We start from the raw sequence: 15475 nt of genomic DNA on the forward strand, positions 1-15475 counted from the left end.
ATTCCCTCGGTTCATTTTCTTGTCACCTTGATTTGCATCAGCGCGGTGACGAGCCTGCCAATTCTGCCCGTTTTGTCCTGCAAATGCCCGTATTTACTGGCAAAAGATTGAAAAAGACCAGATTGGATCCTGATTGACCCGTAGACCACGCATTAGTTGCCTTGCAGGATGGCTAATCCTGATTTGTAGTCCTTTACCGAGTTGTAGCGTAGGCGTTCTCCTGAAAATTTGCCTGAAGATTCTGATATTTCAAATGGAAAGTAGGAAAGAGGCTGTAGGACATTGATTCGTAAAAGCACAGCAGCGCTTTTTTTGGGTGCACAAGAAGCACCCTCAGCCTATACAGGCTGAGGGGGTACTAGACAATGCGTTGAAATGTCGCAGGCAGTGTTCGCCGTTTTCCTACGGCGAACCCGGAAGGGTCATACCACAGTAGCAAGTAGCAGGATAAAGATAAGGCCGACCACCGAAAGAATGGTTTCCATCACGGTCCAGGTCTTGAATGTTTCGCTGACGGTCATATTGAAGTACTGCTTGACCAGCCAGAAACCGGCGTCGTTGACGTGGGAGAGAATCAGCGAGCCGGCGCCGGTGGCCAGCACCAGCAGTTCGCGGTTGACGCCCGGGATCAGCCCGACCACCGGCGCCACGATGCCCGCGCCGGTAATGGTTGCCACGGTGGCGGAACCGGTGGCAATGCGGATCACCGCCGCGACCAGCCAGGCCAGCAGAATCGGGTTGAGCTGCGCCTGCACGGCCATGTGACCGATTACATCACCCACGCCGCTGGCCACCAGCATCTGCTTGAAGCCGCCGCCGGCACCGACGATAAGCACGATGGCCGCGACCGGTGTCAGGCTCTGATCGAGCATTTTCATGATTTGGCTGCGGTCAAAACCGCGCGCCGCACCAAAGGTGTAGAACGCCAGCAGCAGGGCGGCGAGCAGGGCGCTGATCGGATGGCCGATGAAGTCCATCCAGATACGGAAGATGTTGGTCTCCGGCAGCACCACGTCGGCAAAGGTCTTGAGCAGCATCAGGAACACTGGCAGCAGGATGGTTACCAGAGTGATGCCGAAACCTGGCAGGTTCTGCGCGCTGGACTCCTTGCCGATTTGCGCCATCAGTTCTGCCGATGGGCTGCCGGGGATGTATCGCGAGATCCACATGCCGTAGATCGGGCCGGCAATAACAGCGGTAGGCAGGGCAATCAGCAGGCCGTAGAAAATGGTTTTGCCGATGTCGGCGCCGAAAATGCCGATGGCCAGCAGCGGACCCGGGTGCGGCGGAACCAGGCCATGGACCGCCGACAGGCCGGCCAGCAGCGGGATGCCGATCCGGATGATCGAGATGCCGGTGCGCCGGGCCACGATATAGACCAGCGGAATCAGCAACACGAAGCCGATTTCAAAGAACAGCGGGATGCCCACCAGAAAGGCGGAGAACATCATCGCCCAGTGGACCTTCTGTTTACCGAAGGTGCGGATCAGTGTCTGGGCTATCTGATCGGCACCGCCGGAGTCGGCCATCAGCTTGCCGAGCATGGTGCCCAGGCCAAGGATGATACCGACAAAGCCCAGTACGCCACCGAAGCCGTCCTGGAATGCCTTCATTACTTTTTCCACCGGCATGCCCGAGGTCAGGCCGAGAAAACCGGCAGCCACGGTCAACGCGATGAACGGGTGAACCTTAAACTGTGTGATCAGCAGAATCAGGCCGACGATGGTGACCAGGGCGTCGACCAACAGATAGGTCTCGTGGGTCATTCCGAACATGAGTGTTCTCCAGTTGTCATTTTTTCATTGTTGTATGGAGCGGCCGCCGAGGGCGGAGTTCTTCTAAGACAGCGCTATCTTTAGCGGGTATGGTTTTATTCCCCACGTGAAGCGTCCCACCAGTCGGCGGCCTGGCGGCCCAACTGCTCGATGCTTTGCGTGGCGTCGACGATCAGGGTGCGTGGCTCATCGTGAGGGACTTCAAGGGTGTTGAACTGGCTGTCGACCAGGCTGGCCGGCATGAAATGCCCGCGGCGATGGGCGCAGCGTTGCCGCGCGGTTTCCTTCGACAATTGCAGGAACACGAAGCCTAGCCCGGGTACTGCCTGGCGCAGGCGGTCGCGGTAGCTGCGCTTGAGCGCCGAGCAGGCAAGAATCGGTCGCTCGCCGCGTGCCACGGCCTCAGCCAGCTCCTGGCCCAGGCGGGTCAGCCAGCCGGCGCGGTCTTCGTCATCAAGGGGAATGCCGGCGCTCATCTTGTCGATGTTGGCTTGGGGGTGGAAGGCGTCGCCTTCGATCAGTTGACCGCTGGTGTGCAGGGCGATGCACTGACCGACCTCACTCTTGCCGCAGCCGGAAACGCCCATCACCACCAGGGCAGAAATCTTGGTTGTTGCTGTTGTCACGTTAGCCACCTTGCTTTTAGCCTCGTCGCTCTGAGACAGCGCTGTCTTTGCTCGATAGGCCTACCGGCTGCTGCGCTGTTTCAGCTCTTGTCATTATTCTGGAGTGCTCAGTCACCATGCTCGGGTGCTCCGCGGGCAGTTCAGGCATTGCCACGGATGATGGGACAGCGCTACCTTAGTGCCGTCTCATTCCTCTGGCAACCCCTTCTATTCAGTTGGCAACACATGGCACGTATTGGTTCCCGCTCCACCGGCCGGCCGACGCTCAATGAAGTAGCGAAACTGGCTGGCGTCTCTCCCATTACCGCATCCAGGGCCTTGCGTGGCGTGGCGACGGTGGCTCCCGAGCTGGTCGAGAAGGTCCGCGCCGCTGCCCAGCGCCTGGGTTATGTGGCCAACCCGGCAGCTCGTGCCCTGGCGTCATCCAGCAGCCCGACGGTGGTGGTGCTGGTGCCGTCGCTGTCCAACCAGTTGTTCATCGAACCTCTGGAGGCGATTCAGAATGTGCTGCGCCCGCGTGGTCTGGAAGTGGTGATCGGCAACTACCATTACGACCCCAAAGAAGAAGAGACATTGCTGCGTAACCACCTGATCAACCGGCCGCGTGGTTTGCTGTTGACCGGGCTGGATCACACCCCGTCGGTCCGTCAGTTACTGGCCGACAGCGAGATCCCGTGCGTGCACATGATGGAGCTGGATATCACCGAGCAGACTCATTGCGTCGGCTTTTCCCAACATCAGGCCGGGGCCGGTGCGGCCAAACACTTGCTTGGTCGCGGCCGCAAACGGCTGGCCTACATTGCCGCGCAGCTTGACCCTCGTGTATTGCAGCGCGGCGCCGGGTTTCGTCAGGTGCTGGTCGAGGCGGGCCTGGACGACCCGCAACTGCATGTAATGTCGCCGTTACCTTCATCCATCGGCCTGGGCTGCGAGCTGTTCGCCAGGCTGCTGGTAGAGCACCCGGATGTCGATGGGGTGTTCTTCTGCAATGACGACCTGGCCCAGGGCGCGGCGCTGGAGGCCCTGCGCCTGGGTATCAAGATTCCCGAGCAGGTGGCGCTGGTAGGTTTCAACGACCTGCCAGGCTCTGCCCACATGGTTCCGCGTCTGACCTCGATCCGCACGCCGCGCGCCGCAGTAGGCCAGCATGCGGCGCAGATGCTGCTGGCGTTGCTCGACGATCAGTTGCCTGAGTCGCAACAGCTGGATCTGGGCTTCGAGCTGGTGGTGCGCGAGAGTTCCTGAGCGCCCCTGGCTGACGCCATCAGTCACGCTATCGGCTGACTGCAGCACTCATCCAGCAGGCTCGCACAGTGCTGCTGCAGGTTGTCCTGCTCAATAGCCCGCTGCACCTCAGCCACGTCGACCTGGTGATGGTGCAGGGCATGCAGCGTGGCAGCGATGGGCGTGCATACCAGCATGCCGCTGGCGCCCTGCTGCAGCGGCTCAATACCTGCTTCGAGCAGCGCCGCCATGTGTTCTGGCTGGTTCCATAGCCCTTTGCTGATCTGTGCCCGGCCACGCAGGCCGCAGGCCAGGGCTACCGGCACGGTGCGTCGCTCGGCCAGGCGCTGCCAGGGTGTGGTCGCGAGGGCGTTTCGCCAATCAACCGCGCCGCTGTGCAGCAGGGCAGTGCGGGCCGCAGCGGCATGGATACAGGCTTCCAGATTGAGGCTGGTGCGCCAGTGTTCGTCGGTCAGGCCCAGCTTGAGCGTTTGCGCTGCCAGCCCGAGCAGGGTTTCGATCCGCCCGAACAGCAGGTCGACGAATGCCACTTCCTGCACGCCCTCAAGGCCGGGCACGCTGAGATAGATGCTGCCGCTGCGCGAGTTGCCACGCCGCTGCAGGTCATGCAGGGCAATCAGGCTACCCAGTACCGCGTCGAGAATCAGTTGTGCAACTGGCTGGCCGTGGGCATCGAGCAGTGCCGGGTTGTGTCTGGCCAGGCCGTTGATATGCAACAGCGACAAGGCGCGGCCGGGCAGTTTCAATTCACCGCCAGCCGCGCCTTGCCAGGTCTGGTCTGGCTGCAGCGCCTGGCCTTTCATCAGGCTCAGCCAGTTTGCGTAGCCGTCCAGCTCGCGGGTGCGCAGCGGTGTGCTGATGTCGATCCAGGCGGTCAGTGCTGCTTCAAGCAGCACGTCGCTGATCCCGGCCACATCACAGCCACCGGCGCGGCTTTGCGGATCGATACGGACATCTACATGCAGCCGGTGATGGCCGAACAGCAAGGCATTGGGTTGCAACGCCTGGCCTTGATGGCCGAGAAACTGCTCCGGGCGTTGCAGGCCGGTTTCCTCGCCATTGGCCAGGGTGACGCTCAACTGAGCATGACGCACCCGATAGTGCCGGGCATTGACGTGGCTGCCACTGCTCAGGGGAATGACCTGATCAAACCACTCGCGCACTTGCACCACCACTTTGGCGCCGCGTTGCGGATTGTACTGAGCGTCGAGTTCATAACCTTGCTGCTGGGCAACCGCATCGCTGTAATACAGTGCGTCGTATAGCGAACCCCACCGGGCACTGGCCGCATTCACGACCGCTTGCGCATCGTGACCGGCGGCCAGCAACTGAGGACCGGACTGATCGCTGATTTCCATGTCGACACTGGCGGTACTGATCCGCACCAGTTGGGAGCAGGCTTGCGGGTAGCCCAGTTGCTCCAGAAAACTGCGCCAGGCGCCCGGCTCAGGGGGGCAATGGGCCTTGTGCCATTCGCTGAGCGCCAGTTGCACACGCTCGCGCTCGGCCAACAGGTCGCGGTGCAGCGGGGCCAGGTCCTGGAGCAGGTCGTCCAGGCCTTCCCAGAACGTCTCGCGGTCGATCAGTGTGCCGGGCAGCACCTGTTGTTCGATGAACTGGTGCAGCGCGGCGGTGACTCTCAGACGATTACAGCGAAGGTAGTCCGTCATGGCGGTTCCTTGAGATTGTCAGTGAACTGCAATCCTGAAGGCGGTTCCGCCACGGCCCGGCTGCGGTGCGCTTCAGGTCAATCGGCGTTGAGGGCGGCAATCCCGGCTTTGGCGATTTGCGCATCCTGATCGGAACGAACCCCGGAGACGCCGACAGCGCCAATCACCTGGCCATCGACGATGACAGGTACGCCGCCTTCCAGGGAGGTCAGCAGTGGCGCGCTGAGAAACGCCGTACGGCCACCGTTGACCACCTCTTCATAGCTTTTGGATTCGCGCCGGCCCAGCGCCGAGGTGCGGGCTTTCTCGGTGCTGATGTAGCTGCTGCTCGGGCTGGCATTGTCCAGGCGCTCGAAGGCCAGCAGGTGGCCGCCGTCATCGACAATGGCAATCGACACGGCCCATTCGTTGTGCAGGGCTTCCTGACGGGCGGCGGCGAGAATCTGGCTGACTTCAGCCTGGGTCAGAACGGCTTTTATTTTCATGCGAGGTCCTTGGCGGATGGGGGAGGCGTCCCGGCAACGCTCAGCAAGCGCCCCTCGGGTCTGGCAGGATAGCGGCTGACGACAGATTTTTCATGCATGGGCTGACAAGCCGGGCTAGGCTCAATGCATGAACACCTCAGCCTTGCAGTTACTCATCGGGGATTTTCTTGCGCGCAGTGTGCGTGGCATTCCCTGCGCGCCGCCTGCGTGAACTGATCGCGATTGCCGCCATTTTCAGTTTCCTGCAAGGAGCCATACCATGGCTGATCTATACGACAACCCGATGGGGTTGATGGGGTTTGAGTTCATCGAGCTGGCCGCGCCGGTGGCGGGTGTGCTTGAGCCGGTGCTGCAGATGCTCGGCTTTACCAGGGTGGCCGTGCACCGCTCCAAGGCGGTGGCCCTGTATCGTCAGGGTGACATCAACCTGATCCTCAATAACGAGCCGCACAGCCTGGCGTCTTATTTTGCGGCCGAGCATGGCCCCTCGGTCTGCGGCATGGCCTTTCGGGTCAAGGACTCGCATCTGGCCTACCAGCGTGCACTGGAACTCGGTGCGCAGCCGCTGGAGATTCCGGTCGGGCCGATGGAGCTGCGGCTACCGGCGATCAAGGGCATCGGTGGTGCGCCGTTGTACCTGATCGACCGTTTCGGCGAAGGTACGTCCATCTACGATATCGATTTCAATTTCATCGAGGGCGTCGAGCGTCACCCGCCGGGCGCTGGCCTGAAATTCATCGATCACCTGACTCACAACGTTTATCGCGGGCGTATGGCCTACTGGGCCGGGTTCTACGAGAAACTGTTCAACTTTCGTGAGATTCGTTACTTCGACATCAAGGGTGAATACACCGGCCTGACCTCCCGTGCGATGACCGCGCCGGACGGGCTGATCCGTATTCCGCTCAACGAGGAGTCGTCCAGAGGCGCAGGGCAGATCGAAGAGTTCCTCATGCAGTTCAACGGCGAGGGTATCCAGCACGTGGCGTTCTGCACGGACGACCTGATTGCCACCTGCGATGCTCTCAAGGCGCTGGGACTGCCATTCATGACCGCGCCCCCCGAGACCTATTACGAGATGCTCCCGGAGCGCTTGCCGGACCATGGTGAGCCTGTCGCCGAGCTCAAGGCACGGGGCATTTTGCTCGACGGCAGCAACGAGGGCGGCCAGCGGCGCCTGCTGCTGCAGATATTTTCCGGGACGCTGTTAGGGCCGGTGTTTTTCGAGTTTATCCAGCGCAAGGGGGATGAGGGCTTCGGTGAGGGCAATTTCAAGGCGCTGTTCGAGTCCATCGAACGTGATCAGATCCGCCGTGGCGTGCTGACCCAGGCACCGGCTGATGGCTGATAACGCATGCGCGCTTGCCCGCCATTGACTTGCCTCAGGCTAAGGAAACCCGCATGTATCAGTCAGGCTTCGGTAATCATTTCACCAGCGAGGCAATCCCCGGTGCCGTGCCGGTGGGGCAGAACTCGCCACAGCGGCACCCCTTGGGGTTGTACACAGAGCAACTGTCCGGCACTGCATTCACAGTGCCGCGCAGTGAGTCACGACGTACCTGGTTGTACCGGATCATGCCGTCGGCAGCGCATCCGCCTTTCCAGCGCTTGGCGCAGCAGTTATGCGGCATGCAGCCGGGGCCGCTGAACCCCAACCGCATGCGCTGGAACCCGTTTTTGGTGCCTGCCCAGGACACGGATTTTCTCGATGGACTCATCGGTCTGGCACGCACCGCCGCCGCTGAGCAGGCCGACGGCGTGAGCATCTATGTGTATGCCGCCAACCGGTCAATGAAACGGGTATTTTTCAATGCCGACGGTGAGTTGTTGATCGTGCCGCAACTGGGCCGATTGCGTATCGTCACAGAGCTTGGGGTGCTGGAGGTGGCGCCGCAGCAAATCGTGGTGCTGCCTCGCGGTCTGAGGTTCAGTGTCGAACTGCTCGACCGCGAAGTCAGGGGCTATGTCTGTGAAAATCACGGCAGCCTGCTGCGCCTGCCCGATCTTGGGCCGATCGGCAGCAATGGCCTGGCTAATGCCAGGGACTTCCTTGCGCCTTGTGCCGCGTTTCAGGACAGCCAGGAGCCGGTTGAGCTGGTGCAGAAGTTCCTTGGCGAGCTGTGGAGTACCACGCTGAATCACTCGCCGTTCGATGTGGTGGGGTGGCATGGCAATAACGTGCCGTACCTTTATGACCTGCGTCACTTCAACACGCTGGGGACGGTGAGCTTCGATCACCCGGACCCATCGATCTTTACCGTGTTGACCTCGCCCGGTGCAGTGGCTGGTCAGGCCAATGTGGACCTGGTGATTTTTCCGCCGCGCTGGATGGTGGCGCAAAACACCTTTCGCCCACCGTGGTTTCACCGCAACCTGATGAACGAGTTCATGGGCTTGATCGAGGGTGTTTACGATGCCAAGACAGCAGGCTTCCTGCCTGGCGGGGCGTCGCTGCACAACTGCATGAGTGCCCACGGGCCGGACAACGCCACAGTGCAGTCCGCCATGGCTGCAGAGCTTGCACCGCATAAGATCGCAGGCACCCTGGCGTTCATGTTCGAGACCGGCCAGGTATTGCGCCCGACCCGCCATGCGCTCGATTGCGCACAGTTGCAGCGTGACTACGACCATTGCTGGGATGGCATGCGCCGATTGTTCAGGAGCTCTGACGATGAGTGATGAACATCAGCGCCGCAGTTGGCTGGCATCGGCCAACGGGCATGCGGATTTCCCTTTGCAGAATCTGCCGTTGGGCATCTTCAGTCATGATGATGGGCGCAAGCGTGGTGGTGTGGCGATCGGTGAGCGCATTCTGGATCTGCAGGGAGCGCTGCAGGCAGGTGTGTTTCAGGGCCTGGCCAGGCAGGCCGCCGAGGCCGCCAGTACGGATTGCCTCAATGACTACTTTGCCCTGGGCAGCACCGCACGCCAGGCCTTGCGCGCCGCGTTACTGGCCTTGCTTGATGTCTCCAGTCAGCAGCGAGAGGCGCTTGAGCCATTGCTGTTGCGCAGCGATGAGTGCCAGATGCATTTACCTGCACGGGTAGGCGATTACACCGATTTTTACGTCGGTATTCATCACGCGCACAATGTGGGCAAGCTGTTTCGTCCCGACCAGCCGCTGCTGGCCAACTACAAGTACTTGCCCATTGCCTACCACGGTCGGGCTTCGACCCTGTGTGTGTCCGGCACCCCGGTGCACAGGCCGCAGGGACAGATTCGCCCGGATCCATCGCAGCCGCCGACTCTCGCGCCGTCGCAGCGCCTGGACTTCGAGCTGGAAGCGGGCATCTGGATCGGTCCGGGCAACGCTCAGGGGCAACCCATTGGCATTGCGGCCGCGCCGGCCCACATTGCCGGTTTCTGTCTGCTCAACGACTGGTCGGCGCGCGATATTCAGGCCTGGGAATACCAGCCGCTGGGACCGTTTCTGTCCAAGAGCTTCGCCACCAGCCTGTCGCCCTGGGTGGTCAGCCCCGAGGCGCTGGCGCCGTTTCGCTGCGCCCAGCCAACACGCCCGGCCGGTGATCCGCAGCCATTGCCTTACCTGTTTGACAGCGCCGATCAACAAAACGGGGCATTGGATATCGAACTGCAGGTGCTACTGCTCACCGAGCGCATGCGCAGCGCGGGTCAGCCGCCGCAGTCACTGGCAGTGAGCAACACGTTGTTTATGTACTGGAGCGCGGCACAGATGGTTGCCCATCACAGCGTCAACGGTTGCAAGCTGCAGCCTGGCGACCTGTTCGGCACGGGGACGTTATCGGGGCCGCAGCCGGGGCAGTATGGCAGCCTGCTGGAAATCACCGGCGGTGGCCGCCAGCCGCTGGTGCTGGACAATGGCGAGCAGCGCAGCTTTCTTGAATGCGGCGATGAGGTGATTCTGCGTGCCCGTTGCCGTGCCGAGGGGCAGGTGTCAATCGGCTTTGGCGAGTGTCGCGGCCGGGTGCTGGACTGAGCGGCTCAGTTCAGCAGCAAGGTGGGTTCAGCAACGAGCGGCAGGGTCTTGAGGGTAAAGCCCTGCTCGTCGACCTGCAGCATCCAGCCCTGGCGATCCCAGTCGCCCAGCACGATGCGCTGTGCGGTGTGCTCGCCGATCTGCAACTTATGAATGGCAGGACGGTGAGTGTGGCCATGGATCAGGGTGCGCACGCCGAACGCCTGCATGATGCGTGGGACTTCGTCAGGGGTGACGTCGACGATGTCATTGGCTTTCATGCGGGTTTTGGCCTGGCTCTGGTTGCGCAGCTTGCGCGCCAGTTTGTGGCGGGTGGCCAGTGGCAGGTTGCGCAGGATGAACCGGCTCAGCGGGTTGCGTAACAACCGGCGCATCTTCTGGTAGCCCACGTCCCGGGTGCACAGGCTGTCGCCGTGCATCAGCAGCACTGGCTCGTCGTTCATGACCACCAGGCTGGGTTCGCGCAGCAGGGTGCAGCCGGCGGCCTTGCAGAATTTGCGGCCCACCATGAAGTCCCGGTTGCCGTGCATCAGAAATACTCGCGTGCCGCTGTCGCTGAGTGCACGCAATGCCTGGCAGATCGAAAGCTGGAACGGCGACATGGCATCGTCGCCGATCCAGACTTCGAAGAAATCCCCGAGGATATACAGCGCCTGGGCCTGGCGGGCAGGCCCGGCCAGCAGATCCAGAAACGCCCGGCTGATGTCCGGACGCTCCTCTTCAAGATGCAGATCGGAGATCAGCAGAATCACTCAATGATCTCTGCTTTTTCAATGATCACGTCTTCTACAGGCACATCCTGGTGACCGGCCTTGCTGGTGGTGGCGACGGCTTTGATCTTGTCGACCACGTCCTGGCCTTCGGTCACTTCACCGAACACGGCATAGCCCCAACCCTGGGTGGTCGGTGCGGTGTGGTTCAGGAAGCTGTTGTCCGCGACGTTGATGAAAAACTGTGCCGACGCCGAATGCGGGTCCATGGTGCGGGCCATGGCGATGCTGTACTTCTTGTTCGGCAGGCCGTTGTTGGCTTCGTTCTGGATGCTTGGGCGCTTGTCTTTCTTTTCTTTCATGCCCGGCTCGAAGCCACCACCCTGGATCATGAAATTGCCGATCACGCGGTGGAAGATCAGGTTGCTGTAATGGCCGGCGTTGACGTACTCGATGAAGTTGGCGACGGTCAGCGGCGCCTTTTCAGCGTTGAGTTGCAGCACGATGTCACCGTGGTTGGTGGTCAGCTTTACCTTGGACATAAAAACTCGCTCTCTTGGCATTCATTGATAGGTGCAAAAACACCCTGACGCGCAGTTTACCGTGCGCGATACATCTTTCAGGGCTTTTTTCTGCATTTGCCAGGGCAACCTGGGGTGGCAACCGGCAGTTTTCGCACAGTCTGTTGTCAGGGACTTGACAGCATCGGCTATGATAGGCGCTTTGATTTGCCGGCCCATCCTGGTCGCGCGCTAGAAGTTCAAGGATCCTATGAGCAAGCCCACTCCCGAATCCGCAGCCAATACCAAGGCAGCCCCTGTCGTCCCAACCAATTTCCTGCGCCCGATCCTGCAGGCCGACCTGGATTCGGGCAAGCACAGCCAGATCGTGACGCGCTTTCCGCCAGAGCCCAACGGCTACCTGCACATCGGCCACGCCAAGTCCATCTGTGTGAACTTTGGTCTGGCCAACGAGTTCGGTGGCAGCACTCACCTGCGCTTCGACGACACCAACCCGGCCAAGGAAGACCAGGAATACATCGACGCCATCATGAGCGATGTCAAATGGCTGGGCTTCGACTGGGCGGGCGAGGTGCGTTACGCCTCGCAGTATTTCGACCAGTTGCATGACTGGGCGGTAGAGCTGATCAAGGCCGGCAAGGCCTATGTCGACGACCTGACCCCCGAGCAGGCTCGCGAGTACCGTGGCACCCTGACTGAGCCTGGCAAGAACAGCCCGTTCCGTGAGCGCAGCGTCGAGGAAAACCTCGACCTGTTCGCCCGCATGAAAGCCGGTGAGTTCGAAGACGGCGCCCGTGTACTGCGAGCCAAAATCGACATGGCTTCGCCGAACATGAACCTGCGCGACCCGATCCTGTACCGCATTCGGCATGCCCATCACCACCAGACCGGTGACAAGTGGTGCATCTACCCGATCTACGACTTCACCCACGGTCAGTCCGATGCGATCGAAGGCATCACCCACTCGATCTGCACTCTGGAGTTCGAAAGCCATCGGCCGCTTTACGACTGGTTCCTCGACAACCTGTCGGTGCCGTGCAAGCCGCGCCAGTACGAATTCTCGCGTCTGAACCTGAGCTACACGGTGACCAGCAAGCGCAAGCTCAAGCAACTGGTCGACGAGCAGCACGTCAATGGCTGGGACGATCCGCGCATGTCGACCTTGTCGGGTTTCCGCCGGCGTGGCTATACCCCGGCGTCGATCCGCAACTTCTGCGAAATGATCGGCACCAACCGCTCTGACGGCGTGGTCGACTTTGCCATGCTCGAATTCAGTATTCGCGATGATCTGGACCGCAATGCACCGCGGGCCATGTGCGTGCTGCGTCCGCTCAAGGTGGTGATTACCAATTACCCAGAAGGTCAGGTCGAGAAGCTGGAACTGCCGCGCCACCCTAAAGAAGACCTTGGCGTGCGCGAGCTGCCGTTCTCCCGCGAGCTGTACATCGACCGCGACGACTACATGGAAGAACCGCCAAAGGGCTATAAGCGTCTGGAGCCTAATGGCGAAGTGCGTCTGCGTGGCAGCTATGTGATTCGTGCCGACGAAGCAATCAAGGATGCTGACGGCAATATCGTCGAGCTGCGTTGCTCGTTTGATCCCGACACGCTGGGCAAGAACCCTGAGGGCCGCAAGGTCAAGGGCGTGATCCACTGGGTGCCGGCCGCCGAGAGCGTTGAATGTGAAGTGCGTCTGTATGATCGCCTGTTCCGCTCGCCGTCGCCTGAAAAAGCCGAGGAGGGCGCGAGCTTCCTGGACAACATCAACCCTGACTCCCTGCAAGTGCTGACCGGTTGTCGGGCCGAGCCTTCGCTGGCGCAAGCGCAGCCGGAGGACCGTTTCCAGTTCGAGCGCGAAGGTTACTTCTGCGCTGACATCAAGGACTCGAAACCTGGCCGGCCGGTATTCAATCGTACCGTTACTTTGCGGGACTCCTGGAGCTAAAAGCGTTCGGGCTTCGGCCCGCAGGCTTTCAGGAACAACAAGGGTAGGAACAACGTGCTTTCCATCTACAACACGCTCACCAAGAGCAAAGAAGTCTTCAAGCCACTCAATGGCAATCAGGTACGTATGTATGTCTGCGGCATGACCGTATACGACTACTGTCATCTGGGCCATGGGCGCAGCATGGTTGCCTTTGATCTGGTGACCCGCTGGTTGCGTTTCAGTGGTTATGACCTGACCTATGTGCGCAACATCACTGATATCGACGACAAGATCATCAACAGGGCCAGGGAGAACGGCGAGTCGTTCGACGCGCTGACCGAGCGCATGATCGCCGCCATGCATGAGGACGAGGCGCGGCTGAACATCCTCAAGCCGGACATGGAGCCGCGTGCCACCGATCATATTCCGGGCATGCATGCCATGATCCAGACCCTGATCGACAAGGGCTACGCCTACGCACCGGGCAACGGTGACGTTTACTACCGGGTCGGCAAGTTCCAGGGGTATGGCAAGCTGTCGCGCAAGAAAATCGAAGACCTGCGCATCGGTGCGCGGATCGAGGTTGACGAATCCAAGCAGGATCCGCTGGACTTCGTTCTGTGGAAAGGCGCCAAACCGGGCGAGCCCAGTTGGGACTCGCCGTGGGGCGCCGGGCGTCCGGGCTGGCATATCGAGTGCTCGGTGATGTCCACCTGCTGCCTGGGTGACACCTTTGATATTCACGGTGGCGGCAGCGACCTGGAATTTCCGCACCACGAGAACGAGATCGCCCAGAGCGAGGCGGCCACCGGCCAGACCTATGCCAATGCCTGGCTGCATTGCGGGATGATCCGTATCAATGGCGAGAAGATGTCCAAGTCGTTGAACAACTTCTTCACCATTCGTGATGTGCTGGACAAATATCACCCGGAAGTGGTGCGCTACCTGTTGGTGTCGAGTCATTACCGCAGCGCGATCAACTACTCCGAAGACAGCCTGCGTGAGTCCAAGGGCGCGCTGGAGCGTTTCTACCATGCCCTCAAAGGCCTGCCGGTGGTTGAGCCTGCGGGTGGCGAAGCGTTTGTCGAGCGCTTCAAGGCGGCCATGGATGACGATTTCGGCACGCCGGAAGCCTGCGCGGTGCTGTTCGAGATGGTTCGTGAGATCAACCGCCTGCGTGACAGCGATCCAGCCACCGCCGCTGGCCTTGCGGCGCGGCTCAAGCAACTGGCCAGCGTGCTGGGCGTGCTGCAACTCGAAGCTGACGAGTTCCTGCGTGCCGGTGCCGAAGGCAAGGTGGATGCCGCTGAGGTAGAGGCCTTGATCCAGGCGCGTCTGGAGGCTCGGGCCAACAAGGACTGGGCTGAATCCGACCGTATCCGCGACCAGATCACCGCCATGGGCGTGATTCTGGAAGATGGCAAGGGCGGCACGACCTGGCGTCTGGCTGACTGACGGGCACCCTGACGTTGCTGGGTAAACAAAAAACGGCACCTCGGGTGCCGTTTTTTGTGGGTGTATGCCAGCCAGAAATCAGTTGTGCAAGGTTTCTGCTGCGTACAGGGTGTTTTCCAGCAGGCAGGCGCGAGTCATCGGGCCAACGCCGCCAGGTACTGGCGTGATCCAGCCGGCGCGGGGCAGGGCGGTCTCGTAGACCACGTCGCCGACCAGTCGGCCGTCGGCCTGCCGGTTGATACCGACGTCAATCACGATCGCGCCGGGCTTGATCCACTCACCTTTCACCAGGCCAGGCTTGCCGGCGGCGACGACCACCAGGTCGGCACGGCCTACATGAGCGGCCAGGTCCTGGGTGAAGCGGTGAGTCACGGTTACGGTGCAGCCGCCCAGCAGCAGTTCCATGGCCATCGGCCGGCCGACGATGTTCGAGGCGCCGACAACCACCGCATCCATACCGTACAGGTCGGCGCCGGTGCTCTCCAGCAGGGTCATGATGCCCTTGGGGGTGCAGGGGCGCAGCAGCGGGATGCGCTGAGCGAGGCGACCGATGTTATAGGGATGGAACCCGTCGACGTCCTTGTCCGGGCGAATGCGCTCCAGCAGCAAGGAGGCATCCAGATGCGCCGGCAGCGGCAGTTGCAGCAGAATGCCGTCAACCTGGGCGTCTTCATTAAGGCGGTCGATCAGTGCGGTCAGGTCTGCCTGGGACGTGCTGGTCGGCAGGTCATAGGCCTGGGACAGGAAGCCTACTTCTTCACAATCCTTGCGTTTGTGCGAGACATAGACCTGGGAGGCGGGATCGCTGCCGACCAGGATCACCGCGAGGCCCGGGGTGCGCAGGCCTTGCTGGCGGCGTTCGGCGACACGTTGGGCGATCTGCTGGCGCAGGTTCGCGGCGATCGCTTTGCCGTCGATTAGTTTTGCAGTCATGCGGGTGATTAACCATCGAGAAGGATTAAAAAGAGCGCGTATTCTCTCATGACATGGCGTCAGGGCAAAGGCGCTCGCTGCGCCTAATAAGCTAACTCCTTTATCTGCCTGAATTTTTTTTAAAAAAAGTGTTGACGACCTTCGGGGTCGTCTATAAGATTCGCACCACT

13 protein-coding genes are annotated in these 15475 nt (G+C 61.0%); 6 read left to right on the forward strand and 7 right to left on the reverse strand.

From position 1 onward, the window contains the following. Positions 1-422: 422 nt before the first annotated feature. Together NJC40_RS15515 and NJC40_RS15520 are read right to left on the reverse strand one after the other, a co-directional pair. Positions 423-1775 carry a GntP family permease gene (locus tag NJC40_RS15515; RefSeq protein ID WP_253117312.1) on the reverse strand — a complete coding sequence of 451 codons (1353 nt, stop codon included), beginning with the start codon at positions 1773-1775 and terminating at the stop codon, positions 423-425. A 95-nt stretch (positions 1776-1870) separates the two neighbouring features. Further along, positions 1871-2362, reverse strand: a complete 492-nt coding sequence (locus tag NJC40_RS15520; RefSeq protein ID WP_253140226.1) for a gluconokinase — start codon at positions 2360-2362, stop codon at positions 1871-1873. Between the two features lie 264 nt (positions 2363-2626). Here NJC40_RS15520 and gntR point away from each other — a divergent pair, with 264 nt between their 5' ends. Beyond that, entirely contained in the window at positions 2627-3646 is a 1020-nt protein-coding gene (gene gntR, locus NJC40_RS15525) for an HTH-type transcriptional regulator GntR (protein ID WP_253140165.1), read from the forward strand. 23 nt (positions 3647-3669) lie between these two features. Here gntR and NJC40_RS15530 read toward each other — a convergent pair whose 3' ends face one another. Further along, entirely contained in the window at positions 3670-5316 is a 1647-nt protein-coding gene (locus tag NJC40_RS15530; protein WP_253140166.1) for an aldolase/citrate lyase/malate synthase family protein, read from the reverse strand. A 77-nt stretch (positions 5317-5393) separates the two neighbouring features. Then, positions 5394-5801, reverse strand: coding sequence for a heme-binding protein (locus NJC40_RS15535; RefSeq protein ID WP_045489716.1), 408 nt, complete (start codon positions 5799-5801; stop codon positions 5394-5396). A 259-nt stretch (positions 5802-6060) separates the two neighbouring features. Here NJC40_RS15535 and hppD point away from each other — a divergent pair, with 259 nt between their 5' ends. The 3 genes from hppD to fahA are packed head-to-tail and all read left to right on the forward strand — an operon-like array spanning position 6061 to position 9759. Further along, entirely contained in the window at positions 6061-7149 is a 1089-nt protein-coding gene (gene hppD / locus NJC40_RS15540; RefSeq protein ID WP_253140167.1) for a 4-hydroxyphenylpyruvate dioxygenase, read from the forward strand. 53 nt (positions 7150-7202) lie between these two features. Further along, entirely contained in the window at positions 7203-8480 is a 1278-nt protein-coding gene (gene hmgA / locus NJC40_RS15545) for a homogentisate 1,2-dioxygenase (RefSeq protein WP_253140168.1), read from the forward strand. Beyond that, positions 8473-9759: a fumarylacetoacetase gene (gene fahA, locus NJC40_RS15550; RefSeq protein ID WP_253140169.1), complete on the forward strand. Its 1287-nt coding sequence runs from the start codon at positions 8473-8475 to the stop codon at positions 9757-9759. Before hmgA ends, fahA begins: the two co-directional genes overlap by 8 nt. 5 nt (positions 9760-9764) lie before the next feature. On the opposite strand, the gene NJC40_RS15555 is transcribed toward fahA, so the two are convergent. Continuing rightward, entirely contained in the window at positions 9765-10511 is a 747-nt protein-coding gene (locus NJC40_RS15555; protein WP_045489723.1) for a UDP-2,3-diacylglucosamine diphosphatase, read from the reverse strand. Continuing rightward, complete coding sequence (locus tag NJC40_RS15560; protein ID WP_045489724.1) at positions 10508-11011, reverse strand: peptidylprolyl isomerase; 504 nt, start codon at positions 11009-11011, stop codon at positions 10508-10510. Before NJC40_RS15560 ends, NJC40_RS15555 begins: the two co-directional genes overlap by 4 nt. A 229-nt stretch (positions 11012-11240) precedes the next feature. On the opposite strand from NJC40_RS15560, the gene NJC40_RS15565 reads away from it, so the two are divergent. Both NJC40_RS15565 and cysS read left to right on the forward strand, forming a co-directional pair. Continuing rightward, positions 11241-12935, forward strand: a complete 1695-nt coding sequence (locus NJC40_RS15565; protein ID WP_045489726.1) for a glutamine--tRNA ligase/YqeY domain fusion protein — start codon at positions 11241-11243, stop codon at positions 12933-12935. A gap of 54 nt (positions 12936-12989) precedes the next feature. Beyond that, the gene (gene cysS / locus NJC40_RS15570; RefSeq protein ID WP_253140170.1) at positions 12990-14372 is read left to right on the forward strand and encodes a cysteine--tRNA ligase; all 1383 of its coding nucleotides are present in this window, start codon (positions 12990-12992) and stop codon (positions 14370-14372) included. A 78-nt stretch (positions 14373-14450) separates the two neighbouring features. On the opposite strand, the gene folD is transcribed toward cysS, so the two are convergent. Next, entirely contained in the window at positions 14451-15305 is an 855-nt protein-coding gene (gene folD / locus NJC40_RS15575) for a bifunctional methylenetetrahydrofolate dehydrogenase/methenyltetrahydrofolate cyclohydrolase FolD (RefSeq protein ID WP_253140171.1), read from the reverse strand. Between the last annotated feature and the right edge of the window lie 170 nt (positions 15306-15475).

This window comes from Pseudomonas sp. 21LCFQ02 (assembly GCF_024129895.2).
Classification (GTDB): Bacteria; Pseudomonadota; Gammaproteobacteria; order Pseudomonadales; family Pseudomonadaceae; genus Aquipseudomonas.